26 protein-coding genes and 1 other annotated feature are annotated in these 24,963 nt (G+C 41.9%); of the genes, 24 read left to right on the top strand and 2 right to left on the bottom strand.

Annotation, left to right across the window (positions count from 1 at the left end; translation table 11 throughout):
* Positions 1-34: 34 nt before the first annotated feature.
* From K2225_RS15070 to K2225_RS14965, 22 genes are all read left to right on the top strand, one after another.
* Positions 35-511 carry a MaoC family dehydratase gene (locus K2225_RS15070; RefSeq protein WP_220585466.1) on the top strand — a complete coding sequence of 159 codons (477 nt, stop codon included), beginning with the start codon at positions 35-37 and terminating at the stop codon, positions 509-511.
* Between the two features lie 251 nt (positions 512-762).
* Positions 763-1,458 carry a response regulator transcription factor gene (locus K2225_RS15065; RefSeq protein WP_220585465.1) on the top strand — a complete coding sequence of 232 codons (696 nt, stop codon included), beginning with the start codon at positions 763-765 and terminating at the stop codon, positions 1,456-1,458.
* Positions 1,459-3,213 carry a two-component system histidine kinase PnpS gene (gene pnpS / locus K2225_RS15060; protein ID WP_220585464.1) on the top strand — a complete coding sequence of 585 codons (1,755 nt, stop codon included), beginning with the start codon at positions 1,459-1,461 and terminating at the stop codon, positions 3,211-3,213.
* Between the two features lie 596 nt (positions 3,214-3,809).
* Positions 3,810-4,769: an FtsH protease activity modulator HflK gene (gene hflK, locus K2225_RS15055; protein WP_220585463.1), complete on the top strand. Its 960-nt coding sequence runs from the start codon at positions 3,810-3,812 to the stop codon at positions 4,767-4,769.
* Positions 4,766-5,692, top strand: a complete 927-nt coding sequence (gene hflC / locus K2225_RS15050; RefSeq protein WP_220585462.1) for a protease modulator HflC — start codon at positions 4,766-4,768, stop codon at positions 5,690-5,692. Before hflK ends, hflC begins: the two co-directional genes overlap by 4 nt.
* A 193-nt stretch (positions 5,693-5,885) precedes the next feature.
* Positions 5,886-8,525, top strand: a complete 2,640-nt coding sequence (gene polA, locus K2225_RS15045) for a DNA polymerase I (RefSeq protein WP_220585461.1) — start codon at positions 5,886-5,888, stop codon at positions 8,523-8,525.
* 15 nt (positions 8,526-8,540) lie between these two features.
* Positions 8,541-9,380, top strand: a complete 840-nt coding sequence (gene mutM / locus K2225_RS15040; protein ID WP_220585460.1) for a DNA-formamidopyrimidine glycosylase — start codon at positions 8,541-8,543, stop codon at positions 9,378-9,380.
* Positions 9,381-9,427: 47 nt separating this feature from the next.
* Positions 9,428-10,030: a sporulation membrane protein YtaF gene (gene ytaF / locus K2225_RS15035; RefSeq protein ID WP_220585459.1), complete on the top strand. Its 603-nt coding sequence runs from the start codon at positions 9,428-9,430 to the stop codon at positions 10,028-10,030.
* A 12-nt stretch (positions 10,031-10,042) separates the two neighbouring features.
* Positions 10,043-10,642 (top strand): dephospho-CoA kinase, encoded by a 600-nt coding sequence (coaE, locus tag K2225_RS15030; RefSeq protein WP_220585458.1) that lies wholly within the window; start codon positions 10,043-10,045, stop codon positions 10,640-10,642.
* 131 nt (positions 10,643-10,773) lie between these two features.
* Complete coding sequence (locus K2225_RS15025) at positions 10,774-11,808, top strand: glyceraldehyde-3-phosphate dehydrogenase (RefSeq protein ID WP_220585457.1); 1,035 nt, start codon at positions 10,774-10,776, stop codon at positions 11,806-11,808.
* 245 nt (positions 11,809-12,053) lie between these two features.
* Positions 12,054-12,431 (top strand): adenosylmethionine decarboxylase, encoded by a 378-nt coding sequence (gene speD / locus K2225_RS15020; protein ID WP_115824217.1) that lies wholly within the window; start codon positions 12,054-12,056, stop codon positions 12,429-12,431.
* 283 nt (positions 12,432-12,714) lie between these two features.
* A complete protein-coding gene (locus K2225_RS15015) occupies positions 12,715-13,089 on the top strand; it encodes a cytosolic protein (RefSeq protein ID WP_220585456.1) in 375 nt (124 codons plus the stop codon).
* A 38-nt stretch (positions 13,090-13,127) separates the two neighbouring features.
* Positions 13,128-13,592: a transcriptional regulator NrdR gene (nrdR, locus tag K2225_RS15010; RefSeq protein WP_146812607.1), complete on the top strand. Its 465-nt coding sequence runs from the start codon at positions 13,128-13,130 to the stop codon at positions 13,590-13,592.
* Positions 13,593-13,724: 132 nt separating this feature from the next.
* Entirely contained in the window at positions 13,725-15,083 is a 1,359-nt protein-coding gene (locus K2225_RS15005) for a replication initiation and membrane attachment family protein (protein WP_220585455.1), read from the top strand.
* Between the two features lie 15 nt (positions 15,084-15,098).
* Positions 15,099-16,031, top strand: a complete 933-nt coding sequence (dnaI, locus tag K2225_RS15000) for a primosomal protein DnaI (protein WP_220585454.1) — start codon at positions 15,099-15,101, stop codon at positions 16,029-16,031.
* A gap of 178 nt (positions 16,032-16,209) precedes the next feature.
* Entirely contained in the window at positions 16,210-17,028 is an 819-nt protein-coding gene (gene ytxC / locus K2225_RS14995; protein WP_220585453.1) for a sporulation protein YtxC, read from the top strand.
* Positions 17,029-17,356: 328 nt separating this feature from the next.
* Positions 17,357-19,303 carry a threonine--tRNA ligase gene (gene thrS, locus K2225_RS14990; RefSeq protein ID WP_220585452.1) on the top strand — a complete coding sequence of 649 codons (1,947 nt, stop codon included), beginning with the start codon at positions 17,357-17,359 and terminating at the stop codon, positions 19,301-19,303.
* Positions 19,304-19,897: 594 nt separating this feature from the next.
* Positions 19,898-20,021 (top strand) — a sequence feature (ribosomal protein L20 leader region).
* 82 nt (positions 20,022-20,103) lie between these two features.
* Entirely contained in the window at positions 20,104-20,607 is a 504-nt protein-coding gene (infC, locus tag K2225_RS14985) for a translation initiation factor IF-3 (protein WP_146812617.1), read from the top strand.
* Positions 20,608-20,639: 32 nt separating this feature from the next.
* Entirely contained in the window at positions 20,640-20,837 is a 198-nt protein-coding gene (gene rpmI / locus K2225_RS14980) for a 50S ribosomal protein L35 (RefSeq protein ID WP_079479460.1), read from the top strand.
* Positions 20,838-20,867: 30 nt separating this feature from the next.
* On the top strand, positions 20,868-21,224 hold the full coding sequence (gene rplT, locus K2225_RS14975; protein ID WP_089650567.1) for a 50S ribosomal protein L20: 357 nt from the start codon (positions 20,868-20,870) through the stop codon (positions 21,222-21,224).
* A gap of 154 nt (positions 21,225-21,378) precedes the next feature.
* Positions 21,379-21,660 carry a DUF1294 domain-containing protein gene (locus K2225_RS14970; protein WP_255574558.1) on the top strand — a complete coding sequence of 94 codons (282 nt, stop codon included), beginning with the start codon at positions 21,379-21,381 and terminating at the stop codon, positions 21,658-21,660.
* A gap of 38 nt (positions 21,661-21,698) precedes the next feature.
* Positions 21,699-22,271 (top strand): TVP38/TMEM64 family protein, encoded by a 573-nt coding sequence (locus K2225_RS14965; RefSeq protein ID WP_220585451.1) that lies wholly within the window; start codon positions 21,699-21,701, stop codon positions 22,269-22,271.
* A 9-nt stretch (positions 22,272-22,280) separates the two neighbouring features.
* Here K2225_RS14965 and K2225_RS14960 read toward each other — a convergent pair whose 3' ends face one another.
* Complete coding sequence (locus tag K2225_RS14960) at positions 22,281-22,706, bottom strand: sigma-w pathway protein ysdB (RefSeq protein ID WP_220585450.1); 426 nt, start codon at positions 22,704-22,706, stop codon at positions 22,281-22,283.
* 269 nt (positions 22,707-22,975) lie between these two features.
* Here K2225_RS14960 and K2225_RS14955 point away from each other — a divergent pair, with 269 nt between their 5' ends.
* Both K2225_RS14955 and K2225_RS14950 read left to right on the top strand, forming a co-directional pair.
* Positions 22,976-23,458, top strand: coding sequence for a dUTP diphosphatase (locus K2225_RS14955; protein ID WP_220585449.1), 483 nt, complete (start codon positions 22,976-22,978; stop codon positions 23,456-23,458).
* 83 nt (positions 23,459-23,541) lie between these two features.
* Entirely contained in the window at positions 23,542-24,627 is a 1,086-nt protein-coding gene (locus tag K2225_RS14950) for a M42 family metallopeptidase (protein ID WP_089650571.1), read from the top strand.
* A 44-nt stretch (positions 24,628-24,671) separates the two neighbouring features.
* Here the strand turns inward: K2225_RS14950 and sspI are convergent, their stop codons facing one another.
* Positions 24,672-24,887 (bottom strand): small acid-soluble spore protein SspI, encoded by a 216-nt coding sequence (gene sspI, locus K2225_RS14945; protein ID WP_035509556.1) that lies wholly within the window; start codon positions 24,885-24,887, stop codon positions 24,672-24,674.
* Positions 24,888-24,963 lie beyond the last annotated feature (76 nt).

The following is a 24,963-nucleotide window of genomic DNA, read 5'->3' as shown; positions in this document are numbered from 1 at the left end:
AACGGTGAAGAAAACGTTTACAAGAGGTGAGGATATGTTAGGCAGAAAAAGAAAGCTTGGAAAGAAGATCAATGATATAAAAACCGGCGAAAAATTCACAACTTCTTTTACAGTCGAAGACCGTGATCTACTCATGTACCTAGGTTTGACCGATGATGCGAATCCTTTATACATCCAGCATGATTATGCTTCGCAAACTCCATTTAAACGTCCGGTAGTACCGACAGTTATGGTGTTTGGTATGGTTTCTTCTATTGTGTCCATGCATTTACCAGGTCCAGGTAGTCACATTATTCAGCAAAACCTAGAATACCCTAAGCCGGTTTATCATTATGCAGATGTTCGTTTTCATGCCGAAGTGACAGCTATCCATAAAGAAGACCATCAAGTTGAACTTCAAGTAGTAGGATATGATGAAGAAGGTGACGAGGTCGTGAAAGGTACGCTTATTGTTCAACCCCCGTATGAGCCCGATTCTATGAATTCAATCTCGTTAGAAAACTTTTATTAAGTCTCGTTTAGTTTTTAATCCATACCACAAGCCGCTTGGACTCAAAGAGACCAGCGGTTTTTTTCACTTTTCTATGCACATATAGAGATTGTCGCACCCCCTGCATCCTTTTCCAATTCGTCTAAGAGTCTTTAAGCGGATGAAAAAGAGCTTAGTGTCTATATTAAGATTAAGTAAAAATGGTAAAGATCCGTATTCAAATTGTAAACTTCATTGTATGATGAAAGTAACTTGTAGTAGAGGTGATGGCATTGGAACAAAAAATTCTAATCGTAGATGATGAGGAGTCTATTGTAACTTTATTAAAATATAATATTGATCAAGCTGGATATGAGACAGATGTGGCTTATAACGGTACGGATGCTCTCGAAAAAGCATCGAAAGATCACTTTGATTTGATTGTTCTTGACGTCATGCTTCCAGGGATGGATGGGATGGAAGTCTGCAAGAAATTAAGGCAAATGCAAGTGAATACTCCTGTCCTTATGTTGACAGCTAAAGACGATGAATTTGATAAAGTTCTTGGTCTTGAACTTGGCGCAGACGACTATCTGACCAAACCATTCAGTCCTAGAGAGGTCGTAGCTAGAATCAAAGCGATTTTAAGAAGAATGGTTAGAGAAAATGTTGTAAACGATCAAAAGATCATCCAGATTGCCGATCTATCTATTTACCCCGAACAATACGAAGCAACAATAAAGGACGAGCCTTTAACGTTTACTCCTAAAGAATTTGAACTTCTCCTGTACCTTGCACAAAACTTAGGTCGTGTTCTTTCAAGAGACCAACTTTTAAGTGCCGTATGGAATTATGACTTTGCCGGTGACACTCGTATTGTTGATGTTCATGTTAGCCATTTACGTGAGAAAATTGAACCTGAGACGAAAAAGCCAGTGTATATAAAAACGATACGCGGTCTCGGTTATAAGATGGAGGAACCTAAGTAAATGACCTCCAATACTAGGCCACTAATGACCTATACGGTTTTAGTGGTCATTGTCATGCTCGGGCTGGGGATCATTCTTGCTCAACTGACCCGCGGCTATTTTATCAACATATTTGAACAGCGTGTAGAGTTAGAAAGTCAATATTTCATCACGTATTTGGATCGATTTACAGAAGACCGGGAAGTGAGTCAGGATGAGTTATATAACTTTAGTGAACAGTTGAATACAGGCATGATTTTTATATCAGATTCCGGAGAAAGAATGATTGATACTGTTGATGCTGTACCTGTTATAAGTCAAGACGAGAAGCAGGAAGTGATCACACGTGTGGAAAGTGGCACTTCCCCGATGAATGAAGGGCAGATGCTGGATGAGATCTTCTATTATCCTGTGAATAATAGTGTAGATGGTATAAATGGCACCCTTATTCTTCTTTCACCCGTGGAGGCTTTGACCAATATTACAAAAAACATTTGGCTTCTAATTGGATTTACGTTACTTCTTGGGCTTTTAGTCATTTTTGTTATTGGATTTAACGTGTTCTCTAAATATATCCGTCCAATTCGATCAGCCTCTAATGTTGCTACAGAACTTGCGAAAGGAAATTATAAAGCAAGAACATATGAAGGGCATTTTGGTGAAGCGGGACAGCTTAGCCAGTCGATCAATATTCTGGCTAGGAATTTGCAGGAGATGACGAGTACAAAGGGTATGCAGGAGAATCAATTAGAAGCGGTCATCAACAATATGGGGAATGGGTTAGTGCTGATTGATGAAAAAGGCTATATTCTTCTTTTGAATCGTGCTTTCTTAGAAACGTTCAAAGGAGAACAAAAAGATTTTATCGGCCATTTGTATCACGATGCTATTCCTTACACAACCATCCACGAAACTGTACAGAAGATATATATGTTTGAAGAAACGGTGAGCGAAACGTTTGTGCTGCCTGTTAATATTGACCGTAAGCACTTGGAAGTAACCGGAGCACCCATTTTCAGCGAAGACCGAAAGTGGAGAGGTGTCGTATTGGTTTTCCATGATATATCAGAGCTAAAACAATTGGAGCAGATGAGAAAAGACTTTGTAGCCAACGTCTCACATGAATTGAAAACTCCGATTACTTCCATTCGCGGCTTTTCAGAAACCCTGCTTGACGGGGCTATGAAAGATGAAAAGATGCTTGAGCAGTTTTTACAGATTATCTTGAAGGAAAGTGGCCGGTTGCAGTCCTTAATTCAAGATCTTCTGGAGTTGTCCAAACTTGAAAGGGATGACTTCCTTTTAAATGTTGAACAAGTGGAAGTCCAACGGTTGTTAAATGATTTACTGCCTATTGTTGAACAACATGCCGAGCAAAAAGAAGTGAAGCTCCACGCTTCCGTGCATGGAAATACTTTGATTCAAGGTGACTCCAGCCGCTTGAAGCAAGTGTTCATGAACTTGTTGACAAATGCCATTAATTATTCAGGAGATGAAGGGGAAGTTACATTAGAATTTCAAGAATCTGAAAATCATGTAACGATTAAAATCACTGATAATGGTGTTGGAATACCTGAGGAAGAAATATCCAGGATTTTTGAAAGGTTCTACCGTGTGGATAAAGCGAGAAGCAGGAATTCAGGAGGCACAGGTCTAGGTCTTGCCATTGTAAAACACATTGTAGAAGCCCATGAAGGGACCATCCATGTAGAAAGTGAAGTGGATGTCGGGACGTCGTTTTATGTTGAGATTCCAAAGAAGTTTACGGAAAATTAATATTTTATTAAATTAAGGTTAACAATACTTCGGTAGAATACCTTTGAAACCCTTTCATCCAAGGTGTTTTCTCTTTATGGCAGAAGCTTCCCTCGCTTCTGCCTTTTTTTATTTCGATTCCGTTATGATCTTGTAAAAATACACCCCCAAACTTCCCATTCATAATTCATCCTTTAACCCGAAATTCTACTATATGGCAGGATTGTTGAAGACTCAGTCTCAATATGCTCTCGGGGATCGTTCCCTGGTTGAGCGTCAGGTATGTATGGAAAGCCACTCGTCCAGTTCTATCGCCCAGACACTCGCGCCACAAGGAGAATAGCTTCCTAGGGAGTTGATTCCTCTCAGATTACCATGTAAATCAAAGCAGCTTATTCCGGAAGGGGTTTCTAGATACATATATGGAAAAGAGAATGGGGAGACTGCGGGAATTGAGCTATTCCCCGCAGTCTCCCCACCCAGTCAACAAAAGTCTCGAAACGGAGTCTCCCACAATCAGGATCTTTAGTGATGGAAAAATGATGTTACTTTTTTGAAACCTTTTTGTTACATAGTCGTAATTATAGTATCCATAAAAAGACAAAGGGGAAGTCGATATGAGTCTTAAACAATTTTACAAATGGACGGGCCTAGTCGTCGTGGGTGTGTTGTTGGTTATTGCCCTTATTACAACATGGTACACCGTGGATGAATCAGAGCAAGCTGTGGTGCTTACGTTCGGGAAAGCTGAAGATGGCATCACCGAACCAGGCTTGCACTTCAAAATGCCATGGCCGATCCAAGAAGTAGAAAAAATGTCGAAAGAAACGTTCAGCTTGGATTTTGGTTTCGATGACAGTGGAGAAGAAACAGATAAAGTAACGATGATTACAGGGGACGATATGATCTTACAGGCAGATCTCGTCGTCCAATGGAAAATCACAGATCCAGCGGCTTATTTATTTGCCTCAGAAAACCCTGAACAAGTATTATTCAATGCCACATCCTCTTCACTTCGAGGTGTGATTGGGAGTAGTGAAATTGATGAGGCTCTAACTTCCGGTAAAGCAGAGATAGAAAATGAAGTAAGGGAAGGCTTGGTCAGCTTGGTTGAAGGCTATGAAATTGGTGTATCTATTATAGATGTCCGACTTCAAGAGGTTGATCTTCCGAATAAGGAAGTGCGCTCTGCGTTTACAAAGGTGACCGATGCTCGGGAACAAAAGCAAAGTAAAGTGAACGAAGCGGAGAAATATGCCAATCAGAAGCGCGAGGAAGCGCTTGGTGAAAAGGACGCGATTATTCAACGGTCGGAAGGTGCCAAAGTTGAGAGAATTCAACAGGCTACCGGTGCTGTTGCTAGCTTTAATGCCTTGCTTGAAGAGTATCAGGGTAACGAAACAATTACCCGTGATCGTCTTGTCATGGAGACACTTGAAGAAGTGCTACCAGAGGCTAACGTGTACATTATGAATGATGATGGAAACACAATGAAATACTTGCCTTTAAATCAAGGAACGGTTCAAAATGTAGTGCCTCCTAGTTCGGCGGAAGATGAGGAGAGTGAAGAATCATGAGTGAAGAAATCTTTAATGAAAATGAAAAACAAAAGAAGGATCTCAGGAAGTACGTAAGAGCTGGAGTTACATTACTCGTCATTATAGGGATTCTCCTTATTGGTATAAATTCAATCGTGATTGCTAAAGAGGGAGAGTATAAGGTCGTTCGTCAATTTGGAGACGTTGTGAAGATTCACGAAGAACCGGGGCTTAAGTTCAAAATCCCATTAGTACAAGAAGTTTCCACCCTCTCCAAAAAGAAAATGGTCTATGATGTAGATGAAAAAGAGATAACCACATTGGATAAAAAGCGGATGATCATTGATAATTATGCCATTTGGAGCATCACGGACCCAGAAGATATGATTGCTAACGCCCGTACTGAGATGAATGCAGAAGCGAGAATGGGAGAATTTATTTTCTCCATTGTCCGATCTGAATTAGGAAAGATGAATTTTTCGGAGATTATTAATGAGGAAGAGAGTTCCAGGGGAGTATTGAATGAAGAAATTACAGCTAAAGTAAATGAATATCTACAAAGAGATAATTACGGCATTGTTGTAGATGATGTGCGAATCAAGCGTTCAGATCTACCGGAAGCCAATGAAGAAGCAGTTTTTAATCAAATGATTACAGACCGCGAGAAAATTGCTCAACAGTATTTATCCGAAGGAGAAGCGGATAAGAGCAGAATACGTGCAGAAGTGGATCGTGAAGTACAGGAAATGTTGTCTACAGCTCGAGCCAATGCTGAAAAAATTCGAGCAGAAGGTGAACAGGAAGCGGCACAGATCTATAACAATGCCTTTTCTCAAGATCCAGAGTTCTACCAACTTTACCGGACCCTGGAATCCTATAAGAAGACGATCGATGGCGAGACGACCATTATCCTTCCCCAGGATTCTCCTTATGCTGAATTACTTTTAGGTTATTTTGAATAAACGATCAGGCACGCCTTTTTCCTCTCTACTGTAAACATGGTAGAATGATGAAAAAGGCGTTTTTTATCGGGTGTTGTAACCTCAGATTCGATGGAAGAAGCATACATTGATTCATTAAACCCAACGAAGACTAAGGAAAAAGAAACAGACGAAGATCCTCCATCGAGCATCTTCTATAACGAGGAGTGAGCCAATGGCTGAGAAAGTGGTATTAATTGATGGGAACAGTATTGCGTACCGGGCATTCTTTGCACTGCCTTTGTTAAACAATGATAAAGGGGTGTATACGAACGCGGTTTATGGTTTTACAACCATGTTGTTGAAGATTCTGGAAGAAGATCAACCGGATCATCTGCTCGTTGCTTTTGATGCTGGTAAAACAACATTCCGTCATAAAACATATGAGGATTATAAGGGTGGTCGGCAGAAAACTCCTTCTGAACTATCTGAACAGTTCCCGGTGCTAAAGGAGCTTCTGGATGCATTTGAAGTCAATTATTATCAGCTTGAGAATTACGAAGCGGACGATATCATCGGAACTCTTGCTACACAGGCGGGAGATAAGGGCCTCGAAGTGAAAGTGATCTCAGGAGACAAGGATCTCCTTCAACTTGTGAATGAGAAAATCACCGTGAGCCTCACTAAAAAAGGGATTACTAATGTGGATACATATACCCCTTCTTTCCTTATGGAGAAGATGGAAGTCCGGCCGGATCAGATTATTGACCTGAAGGCGCTCATGGGAGATAGTTCTGATAATATTCCAGGTGTCCCTGGGGTGGGGGAGAAAACGGCGGTCAAACTGTTGAAGCAATTTGATACGCTGGAAAAACTCTATGAGAATTTAAATGATGTAAGTGGTAAGAAATTGAAAGAAAAACTGGAAACGAATAAGGAAGAGGCGTTGATGAGTCAGCAGCTTGTAACCATTGAGCGTGAGGCGCCGATCGAAATCAGCATTTCTGATATTGGATATTCCGGTTATCAGTCCCAAAAAGTGAGCGAGTTTTTTAAAGAGCTTGGATTCCAGTCGTTGCTTTCCCGTGTTCAAGAAGGCGGTGTAGAATCTGAAGACGCCCAAGAACTCCCAGAGATTGATGTGGAAGTAGTCCAGGAAATAACAGCAGATCTTTTTACGGGGAAAGAGTCGGTGGTAGTGGAGATGCTTTACGACAATTACCATACGGCGCCAGTGGAAGGCATTGCTGTTGTAAATGATCAAAGAAAATTCGTCCTTTCCATGGAAGATGCTAAAAATTCGGACGCGTTTCAAACGTGGGCGGAAAGTGCAGAAAATGAAAAATGGGTCTTTGATGCGAAACGGACGAGTGTGGCGCTTTTACGTCATGGCATTGAGATGAAGGGAATCACGTTCGATTTATTGCTTGCTTCTTATTTGATTAACCCCGCTGAGAATAACCATGACATTCCTGCGATTGGCCATCGTTTAGGTGAAACAGCCGTCAAATACGATGAAGAAGTGTATGGAAAAGGCGCTAAAATGAAACGTCCAGAAAATGATGATGAGTTCTATGAGCATATTGGACGGAAAGCATCTCTTCTTTATAACATGAAAGAGGACATGGAAAAGAAATTGAAAGAAAATGAACAATATCAGTTATTCAGAGAACTTGAAATGCCATTAGCGCTTATTCTTGGTCGAATGGAGCATCGCGGTGTTTGTGTGGACGTTGAGAGGTTGGAAAATATGGGGGAAGAACTGGAAGAACGGTTGAATAAGGTTGAACAGGAAATTTATGAACTTGCAGGAGAGAGCTTCAACCTCAATTCCCCTAAACAACTAGGGCCCATTTTATTTGAAAAGCTGGAGCTTCCGGTAATCAAAAAGACGAAGACTGGTTATTCCACTTCTGCGGATGTTTTAGAGCAATTGGAAGATCAACATGAGATCATCCCTAAAATCCTCCTTAACCGTCAGCTCAGGAAGTTGAAGTCGACATATATCGAAGGTCTTCTTAAGGTCGTTCATGGAGAGACTGGGAAAATCCATACACGCTTTAACCAAGCTCTTACACAAACCGGGCGATTAAGTTCCACGGACCCTAACTTACAAAATATCCCGATCCGTCTTGAAGAGGGGCGTAAAATAAGACAGGCCTTTATCCCATCTCAAAAAGGGTGGGTTATGTTTGCGAGTGACTATTCTCAAATTGAACTTCGTGTCCTCGCCCATATTGCTCAGGATGACAAGCTTATGCAGGCGTTTAAAGAAGGGGAAGATATCCACACCCAAACAGCAAGTGAAGTTTTCGGTGTATCGAGGGACGACGTTACAAGTGAAATGAGAAGACAGGCGAAAGCCGTAAACTTCGGGATCGTTTACGGAATCAGTGATTATGGCCTGTCTCAAAGCCTGGGTATTACTCGTAAAGAAGCACAAGCTTTCATTGATAAATATTTTGAGAGCTATCCAGGAGTCAAGTCTTATATGGATGAGACCGTGAGGGAAGCGAAAGAGACAGGATATGTATCCACATTTATGAACCGTAGACGGTACCTTCCTGACATTAAAAGCCGAAATTTTAATAAGCGCAGCTTTGCCGAGCGGACGGCGATGAACACACCGATTCAGGGAAGTGCAGCCGATATTATCAAAAAAGCGATGATTGACCTTGAAGAAAAACTTCAAGAAGAGAACATGCAAGCCAAAGTTCTGCTTCAAGTGCATGACGAATTGATCATTGAAGCACCAAAAGAAGAAGTAAAACAACTAGAAGAGATTGTATCATCTGTCATGGAAAATACCGTAAATTTAGATGTTCCTCTAAAAGTCGATTCATCTTATGGGGACACTTGGTATGATGCAAAGTAAGAGGAGAATGAAACAATGCCAGAGTTACCTGAAGTAGAAACAGTTAGAAAAACTTTGAAACATCTCGCTTTAGGAAAAGAGATTGAAAAGGTATCCGTGTTTTGGGGGAATATCATTAAACAACCCCAAGATCCTAAAGAGTTTGAGCAGTTATTGGTGGGGCAGACCATTCAGGACATTGATCGTAAAGGGAAATTTTTAATCTTCCATATGGATGATATTGCCCTCGTTTCCCATTTGCGGATGGAGGGGAAGTTTGGTGTTTACGAGGGTGCGACCGAAAAGCCGAAGCATACCCACGTGATCTTCCATTTTACTGATGGAACAGAACTTCGATATAACGATGTGCGGAAATTCGGGACCATGCACGCTTTTCCAAAAGGAATGGAGCTTAAAAACAAACCGCTTATTCAATTAGGACCTGATCCATTCAATGAAGCTTTCACCGTCGATTATTTTTATGAGAGGCTGAGGAAAACGTCTAGAAATATGAAAGCGGTCCTGCTTGACCAATCGATTGTAGCAGGCCTTGGGAATATTTATGTAGACGAAGCCCTCTTCAGGGCAGGCATTCACCCTGAGCGAATCGCCAATACTTTAACAAAAGCTGAGGTTGAAAAGATTCGTGAAGCCAGTATTTCGGTCATCCTTGAGGCTATCGAACAAGGCGGGACGACCATTCGTTCTTACTTGAACAGTCAGGGGGAAATCGGGATGTTTCAGCAGAAGCTCCAAGTTTATGGAAAGCAGGATTCGGAGTGTGTCCAATGTGGTACTCCGATTACGAAGTTGAAGGTCAGTGGAAGAGGGACTCACATTTGTCCTAAGTGTCAACCCTTACACACTACTAGGTAAACCCCCATATACTATCCCACAGCTTAAGATATGAAGGTGTGGGATACATGGGGATTGGCATGTTCATTTTTTTGTTCGTTACAGCAGTCAGCATAGACAGCTTTGGAATCGGCTGCGTATTGGGTTTGAAAAAGGTCGGCCTTACTTTAAGAGGCGTCTTTTTAATTGCGAGTGTTTCCGGTTGTATGTTTCTGTTGTCCTCTTATTTTGGACATTTGCTGGCAGCAGTGGTGGCAGCGGAAGACGCCGAACGCGTGGGAGCACTTGCGTTAATCGGAATCGGTATCTATTTTTTATGGCAATTTTTTAAGAAAGAGAAAGATAGTGAAGAAAAGAAAGAGCCATGGCTTAATCCGGCAAAAGTATTGAATGACCCTTTAGCTGCGGATGTGGACCACTCCGGTGGTATCCGTGGAAAAGAAGTATGGCTGCTTGGGGCCGCTCTATCCCTCGATACCATTGGAGCTGGAATCAGTGGAGCGCTCATCGGAATTCCTATCTTATTTACAGCGGTTATGATTACTGTAGCGACTTTCTGCATGCTTGGTTGTGGAATTTTGAGCGGCTCAAAGCTTAGTGATAAAGCAGAAAGTTTGTCCATTTTACCTGGAGTGTTACTCATCATCATCGGACTGATTAAGTTGTCTTAAGGAGGTGGCAGGATGACTTTAGTCATCGGATTAACAGGAAGTATTGCAAGTGGAAAAAGTACCGTAGCAGAAATGTTCAGAGACATGGATATTCCTGTTATTGATGCGGATCAAATATCAAGGGATGTCGTCAAGCCGGGGAAACCGGCTTACAAAGAAATAGTTGAAACCTTTGGAGAACAGGTGCTGGAAGATGACGGGGATCTGGATCGAAAAAAACTTGGTAAGGTCGTATTTAGCGACGAGACGAAGCGAAAACAGCTGAATGGGATTGTCCACCCTAAAGTAAGGGAAGAAATGATCAGGCGGCGTGAGCAGTATAAACAGCAGCAATATCAAGCAGTCGTCCTGGACATTCCATTGCTGTTCGAAAGCAACTTAACTGATTATGTAGAGAAAATTCTTGTTGTGTATGTGGATGAAGAAACACAAATGGAGCGTTTGATGGAAAGAGACCAGTCAGGACGTAAGGATGCTGAAGAGCGGATCCAAGCGCAGATCCCTGTGAAAAAGAAAGCAGAGATGGCGGATGCGGTCATTGACAATACTGGAACAATCGAGAAAAGTTTACACCAATTAAAAGACATACTTCAGGGTTGGGGCATCGTATAATAACACGTCTGGGCAGACGTGTTATTTTTTGTGGAAAGTTTTCGTTCTGTATGTAAAACCGCTTACAATATGTTATACTAATCTAGGAATTACAGAGTAAAAGTATATCATATATAGGGGGCTGGAACAGCATGGGGAAAACAAAGATTGCTATTAATGGTTTGGGAAGAATTGGTCGCATGGTATTTAGAAAGGCTGTGGCGGATGAATCTATGGATTTGGTAGCCGTTAATGCAAGTTATCCAGCTGAAACAATTGCTCACATGATTAAATACGACAGTGTTCACGGGCGTTTTCAAGGTGAGGTCAATGTCGTGGATGGGGACTTGGTCGTCAATCGGAAAAAAGTGAAGCTGTGCTCAACAAGGAACCCATTGGAGCTGCCGTGGGACGAACTGGATATCGACATTGTAATTGAAGCGACAGGCAAGTTTAAAACAAAAGAAGAAGCAGGTCTTCATTTAGAATCAGGAGCTAAAAAAGTCATCATTACAGCACCTGGAAAACAAGTAGATGCAACGATTGTGATGGGTGTTAATGAAGAAACCTATATGCCGGACAGTCACGATGTCATCTCAAATGCATCCTGTACAACCAATTGTCTTGCCCCTGTAGTAAAAGTGTTGGAGGATGAATTTGGCATTGAAAATGGTTTGATGACGACCGTCCATGCCTTCACCAATGATCAGAAGAATTTAGATAACCCACATAAAGACTTACGACGCGCCCGCGGGTGTACTCAATCGATCATCCCGACGTCAACAGGAGCAGCAAAAGCCTTAGGAGAAGTGATTCCGAGTCTTCAAGGAAAATTGAATGGTATGGCCTTGCGTGTACCGACTCCAAATGTATCCCTCGTTGATCTTGTCGTCGATTTAAAAAGGGAAGTTACAGCAGACGAAGTGAATGAAACCTTTGCGAGAATGGCAAAGGGTGAAATGAAAGGAATATTGGAATACAGTGAAGAGCCACTCGTTTCCGTTGATTACACGACTTCTTCATCTTCGGCGATCATTGATGGGTTAACTACACAAGTTATTGATGACCGTAAAGTAAAAGTTCTGGCCTGGTATGATAATGAATGGGGCTATTCCTGCCGCGTGGTAGATCTTGCTAAGTATGTCGGGAACATGATGAAGCAAGAAAAAGAGGCGCGCGTATCATAATCAACAATCTCCTGTTGTATCTGAGTCCCCCAGGGGAGCAGCAAGAAGAGTTGTCCAAAAGCGAGTAAAATATTTCTTGCAAAATAGGGGTAAACCATATATACTTTCTCTTGAACTTCTGAATTTCATATAAATTCATGTCTACTCAAAGGGTTAGGACCTCTCAGGACTAACTTTCCCCCGTGGTAGTTCATGGCTGTTATTTCAGAGGTATTGAAGTGAATGTACAAAGGGGGATCCTTAATATGGATACAATGGGAAGACACGTAATTGCTGAATTATGGAATTGTAATGAAGAAAAATTGAACGATATGTCGTATATAGAACAAGTTTTTGTAGATGCTGCTCTTAAAGCTGGTGCGGAAGTGCGGGAAGTCGCATTTCATAAATTTGCCCCTCATGGAGTTAGTGGAGTAGTCATCATTTCTGAATCACATTTGACGATTCATAGTTTTCCAGAGCATGGATATGCTAGCATTGATGTTTATACATGTGGAGATCGCATTGATCCCAATGTCGCTGCACAGTATATTGTTGATGCACTAGAAGCAGGTAAGAATGAAACGGTAGAAGTACCAAGAGGAATGGGACCTGTAGAAGTACAGCAGTCTCGTGCCCTATAATAGAAAGAGAAGCCACGCAGGGGGATCTGCGTGGCTTCTTTTATCATGATAGATCGTCCTCTACTTCTTTAATCAGTTGTGCCACTCAAGTGGAGTATTCCTAGAGACATCCTTGGAAGGTTTGATTGATGATTATGGAGGGTGTCAAGAGCTCTCCTCCTTCCATAATCATCCCTACTAAAATCTGTTAAAGACGTTAGGTTTCAATAATTATTTCTTATTTGTATGAGTCGTGTTAAAATAAAGGGAGATTATGTCGAATGGAATTGAAGGGGTTAGGTAAGTGAAAGCATTTATTTCCAGGTATTTCAGCAAACATTCCGAAACGAGTGAAGAGCATAAGGATTCTGCGCTTGTCACACACTATTATAAAGCCAAGCATGATGATCTTTTCCGTGCTGTTGAAGGACTGTTTACATCGCCTTCAGAAATTGTAGCAAGTTCTAAAGAACGTGGAGAACTGACCGTCAAATATAAAGGGAACAGACGCGCGTTTATAGTGGCGACGATCATCATGGTGCGCCCTTTTCGAACAGCCGTAGACTTTTCTGTCACAACGGACTCAGGAGGTCCTGTTGATTTTGGATACAGCCGGAATTTAATCGTTCAGCTTTATAAAAAATTGGACAGTCAGTTCACAACGGTGGATCCTTCCTGACTACTGCCGAAAAGAAGATGATGTGGAGTTGATCATACGTGAAGTGCCCGAATTGCCACTATAAAAGTACAAAAGTCCTTGATTCCAGGCCGATTGAAGAAGGACAGTCCATTAGACGACGTCGTGAGTGTGAACAATGCCAATTCAGGTTCACAACTTTTGAACGGATTGAAGAAGTCCCGTTGATTGTTGTGAAAAAAGAAGGCACAAGAGAAGAATTCAGTCGTGAAAAATTGATGCGTGGATTGATTCGAGCATGTGAAAAGCGACCGGTGGCCGTGGAGGAATTGGAACGAGTGACCATGGATATCGAAAAGGAATTAAGAAATCGTGGCGTTTCTGAAGTCATGAGTGAAGATATTGGTGAAATGGTGATGGAGCGTCTTTCAGACATTGATGAAGTTGCTTATGTTCGTTTTGCTTCCGTATATCGACAGTTCAAGGACATCAATGTTTTCATTGACGAATTAAAAGAACTAATTAAACATGAAGACAATGAATGAGCCTGTTCCGGCTCATTTTCTTTTTCTAGGATCATAGATTAAGGAGGCCGTTTTGGTTTCACGTGAAATGGATGCCGGCTTCCTGTTTGGAATATAATGAATAAGTTTTAACGATTGAAGGAGGTGGAGGCGGTGAGTTACTCTATTGGCAAACTCCTCCCTGTGGACGGTTTTAAAATCATACGTAATGGAGAGCTGCCTCGTAGTTTTCATCGTTCCTTGTCACATTTATACCAGCCGATTGTAGGGAGGCTGGCGATTTCACTTTATCATGTCCTTATATCCGAATCGGATATGATGGAAGGGGAACAGATACAGTCTCACCATACTTTAATGTCTTACCTGTCTGCGCCATTGGACAAAATTTATGAAGCCAGAGGGAAACTGGAGGCCATCGGTCTACTACGAACGTTTCGCTCTATGGATGAAGATCACCAGGCGGTATATCTGTACTCAGTACATCCCCCTTTCTCCCCAGAAGAGTTTTTCCTTGATGATATGCTCTCTTTGTTGCTGCATCATGAGTTGGGGAAGGAAAAGTATGAGCGTTTGAAAAAGCGGTTCTTGAACGCGGGACAATCGTTTGAGGGTTTTACTGAAGTAACAGCTACTTTTGATGAAGTTTTCCATAATAAAATGATTGAATCTGTCCAGAGAGAAACGGAAACCATTGCAAAACAGCAGAAACACCAACAAGAATCCAGAGGACCGATAGCTTCTATGGACCGAGTGGATTTCCAGTGGCTGAACCATGCATTAAAAAAGCGCATGTATCCATCAGAACAAATACTAAATGGGCGCAATAAGAAATTGATTGTCCAGTTGGCGACGTTGTATGATCTCTCAAACACTGAGCTGGAAAAAGCAATCACGTGGGCTATTGATGAAAATCATTATTTAGTGGAAGAAGAACTGAAGGCAGCTTGTCATGATTTCATGAAAGAACAGAAGAATGACAGGGATAGAGATTCGGCTCTAGATCGTAGAGAGAAAATGAAAGTGGAAAACACGTCCACAAGTGGGACAAAAGAGGATCAATTTATTCAAATGCTTGAGGAAATCTCTCCAAGGGAACTGCTTGAGGATGTATCCAGTGGTAACCGTGCCTCTGAACAAGACTTGAAAATGATTCGTGACGTGATGACAGAACAGGGGATAGCACCAGGGGTTATGAATGTACTCGTCCATTACGTCCTATTAAAAACGGATATGAAATTGTCGAAGCCTTACCTTGAGAAAATTGCAAGCCACTGGGCTAGAAAAAATGTAACGACCGTGAGACAAGCGATGAACCTGGCCAAGGCTGAGCACCAGAAATATCAGCAATGGGGCAAACAGAAGTCTCAAAAGCGGAAAAACCAAAAGGAAGAAGTCATCCCTGCCTGGTTCAAACAGCAAGAAGTGCCTGAGCATGAGAAAGAAGAAGCGGTACAAGTGAATACGGATGACATAGCGGCAAGGATTAAGAAGCTGACGAACAAAGGGAATTAAAAAGGGGGGATACCAATGGAACCTATTCAACAATCATTAAAAAAATGGATGCGTAACAACGAGCAGTTTCAAAAAAGAATGAACCATATGAAAGCGGAAGTGATGGAATCCTCGGAAGTAAAAAAGTTAATGCAGGAGCATGAGGAGTTAACGGAAGAAGCCATCGAGAAACAGTTGATCAAACTCTATGAATACCGGACTCAATCAAAAAATTGCGAGAAATGTCCAACACGTGAAGAATGTATCAATATCCTTCCTGGTTACGTTCCAAGAGTAGAAGTAGAAGGTTCTGATGTGAAGCTGATCTATGACAAATGTCGCCGTCAGCGGAAACATGAACAGCAGGAAGAGCAGAAATCCTTAGTGAGAAGTCTCCATATGCCACGTGAAATCCTTGAGGCTTCATTAGAACGCATGGATCTTCAAGACCCGGATCGGGGAGCTGCTGTGGAACGAACCGTCCAATACATTGAAGGTCTTAACGATGAACTGCCAAGTAAGGGACTTTACTTTCATGGGCCGTTTGGTGTGGGGAAAACTTATTTCCTGGGAGCTATCGCTAATGAACTAAGCTCTAAGAATATCCCATCTATGGTTATCTATATGCCGGAATTTGTAAGAGAGATTAAGGCATCCATTAAAGACGATTCCATGAATGAAAAGATTGAAGCATTCAAAGAGATCCCTGTACTGATGCTTGACGATATAGGGGCAGAATCTCAGTCGGCTTGGTTCAGAGATGAAGTTCTCGGAAGTATTCTCCACTATCGGATGATGGAAAGACTCCCGGTTTTCTTCACCTCCAACTACAACTTGAACGAGTTGGAAAAAGTGTTGATGACGAGCAACCGTGGAGATGTAGAACAAGTAAAAGCCAAAAGAATTACAGAGCGGATCCGCCAACTGAGTGAAGGTGTCCATGTAAATGGTAGGAATAGACGAGGATAACGATTACAAAACAGAAGACAATAGCATGATTCCCTCTCCTGTCACATAAATATAACAGGGAATAGCCAACTTTATGTCATAGAAGCGTCAACTTTTAATGGCTGATAATCAGGGCTGATTCCTGGTGTCTTCCATTGAACATAGTGGTTGAATGAAGTCGGGACGAGGGGGAATCTTGGTGTTTTGCATTCATTTTTCTAATCGTACGGAAGCGATCCAATTCTATAATGCAATTGTCTCAGAACAAAAGCTTTGGATTTTCAAGGAACATAAAGACGGTTTTGATGTGAGGTTGATGAATGCTTCATTGAGTGGAGCGGCTTATGTGGAGGCGATCCGTGCCTTTTTACAATTAATACGGAAAAGGAAAATGCTCGGTTGGATGGAAGGCGTATTGAAATACCGTTACTATTACGAGGATGCACAAGAAGTTCAACGGATGCTTGAAATTGGACAAGACTTCGAAGATAAACCACCCGCAGGTCTTAAGCTTCCACCGATCTACCACTACTTACGCGCTTTTATTCAGGATTATTTGATTGCCAGAAGTTTTGTAGAATTTGATGAACTCAGTGCTGCTTGTTTGCAGTCCGTGCATGACTCGCTTATTGAATACACCGGGAAAATCATTGATGAGTACAAACAAGAAGAGTCCTATCAACTGATGGTGGATTCATGGCGTTACCGCGTCCATCATAAGGATACAGGTGTTCAACTGCTTCATTTGCTGGATGATGGTCGTTTAACTTACTATCATGATGAAGGCAATCCAATCAGTGAATCAGAAACAAAACTGTACATGAAGCAATACCCGGATGATTCTATTGCTCATCTGCCTATTGAATGGCCGGTCACACCAGCTCTAGCTCATGCACCTGATGAGTTAATCATCTATTCGGATGCAACGGACCATTCAAACTTAGAGTTATTGATGAATATTTTCGAAGAAAAAGCTTCGTGGAGGCCTAAATCACAATTTCCTTTTAAAATGGGTTGATTTCCTTTTCCTAAATGGATATAATAACGTACATATCTAAACAACGGCTTGGAAAAGGACACGAACATAAAGTGGCGCAAGACCAGAGAGAGGGGCCATCGGCTGGAAGCTCCTTGTTGACGGCTTTACTGTTTACCACCTTGGAGCTCTGTCTGTGAACATACCATTAGTAATAGACAGCGTCTGATCCGCGTTAAGGAGAACGAAGCCGCATGGTCTAACGTTGCGGGAATTTGGGTGGAACCACGAGTGATAACGCTCGTCCCTTAGCTTATATGCTGAGGGACGGGCGTTTTTTATATTTATTTTAGATAAAGGAGTGTTAAACATGTCGAATGCGATTCAAATCAAATTTCCAGACGGTAACATCAAGGAGTTTGAGAGAGGTACGACAGGTGAAGAAATCGCACAGTCGATCTCCCCTGGCTTGAAAAAACAAGCCCTGGCGATCAAATTAGACGGCGAACCTTATGATTTGAGAAGGCCGATTGAACAAAATGGTGACATCGAAATCTTGACATATAAAAATCCTGAAGGGTTGGAAGTGGTCCGCCACTCTTCCGCTCACTTGATGGCACAGGCGATTAAACGTCTTTATGGCAATGTGAAGCTTGGTGTCGGTCCAGTCATTGAAAACGGGTTTTATTATGATATCGATATGGAAGAATCCCTTACACCAGAGGACCTTCCGAAGATCGAAAAAGAAATGCAGCGCATTGTTGATGAGAATTTAGAGATTGAACGTATCGAACTTTCCCGTGAAGAAGCGATTGAAAAGTATAAAGAGATCGGCGATGACTTGAAGCTTGAGCTAATCGAAGCGATCCCTGAAGGAGAGCAAGTGACAATCTACCAGCAGGGAGAGTTTTTCGATTTATGCCGCGGGGTACACGTCCCACAGACAAGTAAGATCAAAGTCTTCAAGCTGTTAAGTATTTCTGGTGCCTACTGGCGTGGAGACAGCGACAATCAAATGTTGCAGCGTATTTATGGGACAGCTTTTGAAAAGAAAGCCCACCTTGATGAGTACCTGAAAATGCTCGAAGAAGCAAAAGAAAGGGATCATCGTAAGTTAGGAAAAGAACTCGATATTTTCACAGTTAATCAAAAGGTTGGTCAAGGGTTGCCGATGTGGCTTCCAAAAGGAGCGACAATCCGTCGTACGATTGAACGCTATATTGTAGATACAGAAGAACGTCTTGGCTATGATCATGTCTATACACCTGTTCTGGGAAGTGTGGATTTGTATAAAACAAGTGGACACTGGGATCATTATCAGGATGACATGTTCCCAACAATGGAAATGGACAATGAAGATCTTGTCCTTCGTCCAATGAACTGCCCGCACCATATGATGATTTACAAAAATCAATTGCACAGCTATCGTAATCTTCCTGTTCGTATTGCGGAGCTCGGCATGATGCACCGTTACGAAATGTCCGGCGCACTTGCAGGATTGCAGCGTGTACGTGCAATGACATTGAATGACGCCCACATCTTCGCTCGTCCGGATCAATTGAAGGATGAATTCAAACGTGTTGTTCGTCTCGTACAGGAAGTGTATCGCGACTTTGGTATCAATGATTACTACTTCCGTCTTTCCTACAGAGATCCTGAGGACAAAGAAAAGTATGTAGACAATGATGCGATGTGGGATAAAGCGCAGGCGATGTTGAAAGAAACAATGGAAGATATGGAGCTTGAGTATGTGGAGGCAGAAGGAGAAGCGGCCTTCTACGGTCCAAAACTGGATGTTCAAGTGAAGACAGCTCTTGGAAAAGACGAAACATTGTCCACTGTTCAGCTTGACTTCCACCTGCCAGAGCGTTTTGATCTGACATACGTTGGAGAAGATGGAGAAGATCACCGTCCGGTTGTTATTCACCGTGGAGTGGTATCAACAATGGAACGCTTTGTTGCTTTTCTTATTGAAGAATATAAAGGTGTATTCCCGACGTGGCTTGCTCCTGTTCAGGCGAAAATCATCCCTGTCTCCGCAGATGTTCATCTCGATTATGCAAAGAAACTTGAAGATGAGTTGCGTGAAGCAGGTGTGCGTGTCGAAGTCGATGAGCGTAATGAGAAGATTGGTTATAAGATCCGTGAAGCTCAAATGCAAAAAATTCCGTTCCAGCTTGTGGTTGGTGACAAAGAAATCCAGGACAATGCGGTCAATGTCCGTCGTTATGGAGAACAAGACTCCGCGACAAAACCACTGGATACATTTAAACAGGAAATCCGCAACGAAATCGATCAAAAACTTCTACGCAAGTAAAAGGACAAAACCCGAAAGTCTCCCCAAAGACTTTCGGGTTTTTATTTCTCTATATGGCAGGATTGTGGAAGACTCAGTTTCGAGACTTTTATGGGAGCTTAGGGCTCCGGGAAAAGGTTCGCTTTCCGTGGGCGAGTGATGAGCCTCCTCGAGCTAACGCTCTGCGGGGTCTCATCTACCACGCACTTCCCACAGGAGTCTCACCGTTTCCCTCCGCCCCTTTACCAAATGAGGTTCTCCAAATCCCTCTTAAAGTAACATGCCTAGTTGTGTTGGGAAATCCTGCTTAATCTGCATCGGTATAGGATTCCTAACTACAAAAGCTCTTATTACTGGAAGGTAGTTTCGAGAATGTCTTACGAAAAGCGAGCTATTCCCCGCAGCCCCATCCACTCAACTAAAGTCTCGAAACTGAGTCTTCAAGTAAAGGGAGCTTTAGTGGAAGAAGGTGGATTGGGGGCGTGGCTAAAAAAGCCTTGATTTTTGTGGGTGCATGCCTTATCCTAGTTTAAGTAGTCATGTCGGCGGAATTTGGTTGTTGACATGCATCATAAGGCATGCTATCATAATTTAGGTAACTGAATGAACGGATCTAGAGACAAGTAGGAGCACCCGCTTCTCACCTGATCGACGCAAAGCGCAGTTGGCAGGTCACTTATTCCTTTGATTATTAGGAGTCGTGTGGGTGCAGTATGTGTACCGACACTTTTTTTATTTGCATCAGGAAATCTTGTCGATGACAGATCTCATATAAGTTTTCTAAAATTTGTTGGAGGTGGCTCGATATTAGCAAGGATAACATGAACGTTAATGAAAAAATCCGTGCCCGTGAAGTTCGTCTGATCGACGTGAATGGTGAGCAACTTGGAGTTAAATCACGTAACGAAGCTCTTGATATTGCAGCAAATGCGAATCTTGACCTTGTTATGGTGGCACCAAATGCGAAGCCTCCGGTTTGCCGAGTGATGGACTACGGTAAATATCGTTTCGAGCAGCAGAAGAAAGAGAAAGAAGCTCGCAAGAAGCAAACGGTCATCAAAGTTAAAGAAGTTCGTCTCAGCCCAGGGATTGAAGACCACGACTTTAACACAAAACTTCGTAACGCACGTAAGTTCTTGGAGAAAGGTGACAAAGTGAAAGCATCTGTCCGTTTCCGCGGTCGTGCAATCACACACAAAGAACTTGGACAAAAAGTACTTGAACGCATGGCGGAAGAGTGCAAAGACATTGCCCAAGTTGAGACCAAGCCTAAAATGGAAGGTCGTAGTATGTTCTTAATGCTTGCTCCTCTTAACGAGAAGTAAGAAATTGTATCAAGTTAAAGGAGGAAATTCACATGCCAAAAATGAAAACCCATAAAGGTTCTCAAAAACGCTTCAAAAAGACTGGAACAGGTAAGGTGAAACGTTCTCACGCTTACACTAGCCACTTGTTCGCGAACAAATCTACAAAACAAAAGCGTAAGTTGCGTAAAGATGCACTAGTTTCTGCTGGAGACTACCGTCGCATCAAGCACATGCTTCCAAACGACTAATATACATTGATTTAATTAGGAGGGATTACCATGCCACGAGTAAAAGGTGGAACAGTGACACGTCAACGTCGTAACCGTGTCCTTAAACTAGCAAAAGGTTATTATGGTTCAAAACATGCACTATTCAAAACTGCAAAACAACAAGTAATGAAATCAGGTCAGTATGCTTACCGTGACCGTCGTCAGAAAAAGCGCGACTTCCGTAAGCTATGGATCGCTCGTATCAACGCTGCAGCGCGTTTGAACGACATTTCTTACAGCCGTCTAATGCACGGTTTGAAGCTTGCAGGTGTTGAAGTTAACCGTAAGATGCTAGCTGATCTTGCTGTAAACGATGAGCAAGGTTTCGCAAGCCTAGCAGAGCAAGCTAAATCTGCTCTTAAGTAATAAAATGACAATGATAAAGAGCCATTTCCGATCGGTAGGAAATGGCTCTTTTTTATACTCGTAAACTTAGCCATTTACATAGTACATTATTTTGGAAAGTTCATTTTCGAGCCGTTTGTTTTGCAAATGGTCTAGAGGAGGGGAAGGAATTTTTATGGATGTTGCTATCCTTGTTGGTATATATGGACTGGTGATCAATCTTGTCCTTTTCATTATGATGGGCGTGGATAAACGTCGTTCTAAAAGAGGGTCTTGGCGTATTAAAGAAAAGAAACTATGGGGAATAGCTTTAGCAGGTGGAGTCCTTGGGGGATGGGTTGGAATGAGTGTATTCAGGCATAAAACGAAACATACCTCCTTCAAACTCGGTTTTCCACTCCTAAGCCTCTTTTATATCGCTGGAGTGGCCTACCTGGCGTATCGGTTCTATCTCTAGCTGCTCTGTCATATTATGTAGACAGGGAGGGGGATGAGATGGGCGAAACAACAAGTACCATTTTTGCATGGTTAGAACATCAAGAAGCCTGGGCACCGCTCTTATTCATCGCTATTCATTTATTACGTCCTTTTTTGTTTTTACCTGTTATGATCGTCTGTATCACGGGTGGCGTTTTGTTTGGTCCGATTGCTGGTAGTGCATATTCGGTGGTGGGTACAATGCTCTCTAGTTTATTGTTTTACCGCACCATCAGGCTCGTTCCTTCTGGCTTTAAGAAATTGAGAGCCTTAAAAGAAAAATGGTTGAATAAGAACTCTCATTTGACGGTGAAACAGGTCGCAGTCTTAAGACTTGTACCTTTTATTCATTTTCATTTACTTTCCTACTGTCTCTTGGAAATCAGTGCAGACTTTAAAGAATATGCGAAGTCATCCTTGTTTGCAAACTTACCTTTGGCCGTTGTTTATACGTCTGTGGGACAATGGATATCCTTGTTTTCCATTCCAATGATGGTTCTTTTTTCGGGAGCTTTGATTGGGTTATGCTTCTTGATACGCAAAAAATATGAAGTTTTTTTATGGAGAGACTTTTTCCAGACGAGTCCATAAAGGAAAGCCTCACTCAAAGGAGTGGGGCTTTTTTTCATCGTGATTCTTTAATGGCTGAATGATTAAACGGTTCATTGGGTATTTCCACTCAATGGAAGCATAAGGGTATCGAATCAATATTTCTTTTTCCATAAAGTAAAGATCTTCTCTGTCCAGACCCTGTAACTTTTCAGGGTTGTGTACACTCACGCTAATGTTAATGACTTCAAACGAATCCTCTGTGGTTCCTAAGTATTTCTCTCCTTCAAAGACATGTCCTTTTAGCGTCATCAAGAAGTTCTCTTTTGTATTCTCCTTGTTATCATGAAAGTAAAATTGTTTCTTGTCTCTGGCAAGCTCTAATTTTCTCCTTGGATTGACTATGAATTTATAGGCGGTATAAATAATGAAAGCTATGGCAATCAGTAAGAGCAACCGGAATAATAGGATGATCATTTCTTTCATCTCCCTGTAAACTGTTCTTTTGCTTCCATACGGATGAACGTATCCTTTTGTTTCAAAAAATGATACATTTAATTAGAAAATTTTTTAATAAAGCTCTGCTTGATGCTTATGCTGATTATTAAAGCATGTGGCAGGAGTGTTCATTTTCAAGATGTTCGTGAGGTTCGAAGGCATCGGGAAAAGGTTCGTCTTGCTACGACGTCGAAACACTTCACTCATAAGCAGAACAGTGAAAAGGCAGTATGAAGGAGAGATCGATCATGAATTGGACGAGTTTGTATGATATGCAGCGGAAATTAGATCATTATATAGAACGGCAGCACAGAATTGAAAGAGGACAAAAAGTTGAGGAAAAAATATTGGCTCTGCTTGTCGAGTTAGGGGAGCTCGCAAACGAAACCAGATGCTTTAAGTTTTGGAGTACGAAAGGGCCGAGTGACAAATCTGTGATATTGGAAGAGTATGTGGATGGAGTGCATTTCCTCCTTTCTTTAGGTTTGGATCTTGAGTATCGTTATACATCAACTGAACTCGTGGAAGCCGATTCCCAGACAACGGCTTTTCTATCTGTCTATTCTTCGATTGAAAATTTGAGGATGAAAAAGGACGAACAATCCTATGTAAAAGCTTTTTATGATTATTTAATACTTGGTCTTACGTTAGGAATTACAGAGAAAGAATTGATTGAAGCGTACGAAAGAAAAAATGCTATCAATTTTGAGCGGCAAGATGAAGGGTACTGATGATCAGGAAACTGAATTTTTTGTGAAATCGCTTCAAAAGGTATATAATATCCATTGGATAGGAAAAGGAGGAATGATTACATATGGCTAAAAAAGATGAAACACTGCAAATGTTAAAAGATTTGACAGATGCTAAAGGCGTTCCTGGTAATGAGCGGGAAGCTCGTGATGTGATGAAGCAGTACATCGCTCCTTACGCAGATGAAGTGTTTACAGATAATTTAGGCAGTTTAATCGCGAAAAAGGTAGGAAATAAAAAAGGCCCAAGCGTTATGGTAGCAGGTCACCTGGATGAGGTAGGCTTCATGGTTACCCGTATTGATGACAATGGCTATATTTATTTCCAAACCGTCGGCGGCTGGTGGAGCCAAGTAATGCTTGCCCAGCGTGTGACTATTATGACACGTAATGGAGATTTGACAGGGGTGATTGGATCTAAACCACCACATATCCTGCCTCCGGAACAACGGAAAAAAGCGGTAGATATTAAAGACATGTTCATCGATATTGGTGCTTCGAGCAAAGAAGAAGCGATGGAATTTGGTGTGAAACCAGGAGATTCAGTCGTTCCGTACTTTGAATTCACCCAAATGAAAAACGAGAAAATGCTTCTTGCTAAAGCTTGGGACAACCGTATTGGTTGTGCGATCGCTATCGAGGTACTGAAACAGCTGAAAGGTGAAAAACACCCGAATATCGTCTATGGTGTTGGAACCGTTCAGGAAGAAGTAGGTCTTCGCGGAGCACGTACGTCTGCGAATGTGATTAACCCGGATATTGCTTTTGGTGTTGACGTTGGAATTGCTGGTGATACACCTGGCGTGTCAGACAAAGATGCCTCAAGCAAGATGGGCGAAGGTCCTCAAATCATCCTTTATGATGCTTCTATGATTTCTCATAAAGGTCTGCGGGATTTTGTAACAGACACGGCCGATGCCAATGAGATTCCATACCAATTTGATTCTCTTGCAGGCGGTGGAACGGACTCTGGTGCGATTCATTTAAGTCATGATGGTGTTCCTGCATTGTCCATTACGATCGCAACACGCTATATCCACTCTCATGCAGCGATGCTTCACCGTGATGACTTCGAAAATGCGGTACGTTTAATTGTTGAAGTCATAAAAGGACTTGATGCAGATAAAGTGCAGGAAATAACATTTAACTAATGCAATGATTTAAAAAAGCCAACCTTCTTCAGGTTGGCTTTTTATTATTGGTTTTGCTTCAATCCCTGCTCTAAAGTATCTAGAATTTCTTGTCTTTCTTGTTCATCGGATTCTTTCCATAACATTTCAAAAAAAACACCAAGGCCGGGAAGCATTTTTTCTTCTCCTTTTTGCAAGGCATCATCGATTGTTGCTTCTAATTGTTCGGCATTATGTCCGCTAACGTTAGAAAGAATCGCTGCTCTTAAGTTCAAGTTCATTGATCATTCACCCTCCTTTTCTGCATAACTTCGAGAATATTCTTCTTTAGTTTGACCAACCATGGTCCTGCTATGT

The sequence above is a fragment of the Halobacillus sp. Nhm2S1 genome (genome assembly GCF_019599545.1).
In the GTDB taxonomy this organism is placed as follows: domain Bacteria; phylum Bacillota; class Bacilli; order Bacillales; family Halobacillaceae; genus Halobacillus.
This window is presented reverse-complemented; position numbering and strand designations above follow the sequence as displayed.

Excerpts from the sequence above, each read along its gene's own strand:
- K2225_RS15070 (WP_220585466.1), top strand. The coding sequence starts at position 35 with ATGTTAGGCAGAAAAAGAAAGCTTGGAAAGAAGATCAATGATATAAAA.
- pnpS (WP_220585464.1), top strand. The coding sequence starts at position 1,459 with ATGACCTCCAATACTAGGCCACTAATGACCTATACGGTTTTAGTGGTC.
- hflK (WP_220585463.1), top strand. The coding sequence starts at position 3,810 with ATGAGTCTTAAACAATTTTACAAATGGACGGGCCTAGTCGTCGTGGGT.
- hflC (WP_220585462.1), top strand. The coding sequence starts at position 4,766 with ATGAGTGAAGAAATCTTTAATGAAAATGAAAAACAAAAGAAGGATCTC.
- polA (WP_220585461.1), top strand. The coding sequence starts at position 5,886 with ATGGCTGAGAAAGTGGTATTAATTGATGGGAACAGTATTGCGTACCGG.
- mutM (WP_220585460.1), top strand. The coding sequence starts at position 8,541 with ATGCCAGAGTTACCTGAAGTAGAAACAGTTAGAAAAACTTTGAAACAT.
- ytaF (WP_220585459.1), top strand. The coding sequence starts at position 9,428 with ATGGGGATTGGCATGTTCATTTTTTTGTTCGTTACAGCAGTCAGCATA.
- coaE (WP_220585458.1), top strand. The coding sequence starts at position 10,043 with ATGACTTTAGTCATCGGATTAACAGGAAGTATTGCAAGTGGAAAAAGT.
- K2225_RS15025 (WP_220585457.1), top strand. The coding sequence starts at position 10,774 with ATGGGGAAAACAAAGATTGCTATTAATGGTTTGGGAAGAATTGGTCGC.
- speD (WP_115824217.1), top strand. The coding sequence starts at position 12,054 with ATGGATACAATGGGAAGACACGTAATTGCTGAATTATGGAATTGTAAT.
- dnaI (WP_220585454.1), top strand. The coding sequence starts at position 15,099 with ATGGAACCTATTCAACAATCATTAAAAAAATGGATGCGTAACAACGAG.
- thrS (WP_220585452.1), top strand. The coding sequence starts at position 17,357 with ATGTCGAATGCGATTCAAATCAAATTTCCAGACGGTAACATCAAGGAG.
- infC (WP_146812617.1), top strand. The coding sequence starts at position 20,104 with ATGAACGTTAATGAAAAAATCCGTGCCCGTGAAGTTCGTCTGATCGAC.
- rpmI (WP_079479460.1), top strand. The coding sequence starts at position 20,640 with ATGCCAAAAATGAAAACCCATAAAGGTTCTCAAAAACGCTTCAAAAAG.
- rplT (WP_089650567.1), top strand. The coding sequence starts at position 20,868 with ATGCCACGAGTAAAAGGTGGAACAGTGACACGTCAACGTCGTAACCGT.
- K2225_RS14970 (WP_255574558.1), top strand. The coding sequence starts at position 21,379 with ATGGATGTTGCTATCCTTGTTGGTATATATGGACTGGTGATCAATCTT.
- K2225_RS14965 (WP_220585451.1), top strand. The coding sequence starts at position 21,699 with ATGGGCGAAACAACAAGTACCATTTTTGCATGGTTAGAACATCAAGAA.
- K2225_RS14960 (WP_220585450.1), bottom strand. The coding sequence starts at position 22,706 with ATGATCATCCTATTATTCCGGTTGCTCTTACTGATTGCCATAGCTTTC.
- K2225_RS14955 (WP_220585449.1), top strand. The coding sequence starts at position 22,976 with ATGAATTGGACGAGTTTGTATGATATGCAGCGGAAATTAGATCATTAT.
- K2225_RS14950 (WP_089650571.1), top strand. The coding sequence starts at position 23,542 with ATGGCTAAAAAAGATGAAACACTGCAAATGTTAAAAGATTTGACAGAT.
- sspI (WP_035509556.1), bottom strand. The coding sequence starts at position 24,887 with ATGAACTTGAACTTAAGAGCAGCGATTCTTTCTAACGTTAGCGGACAT.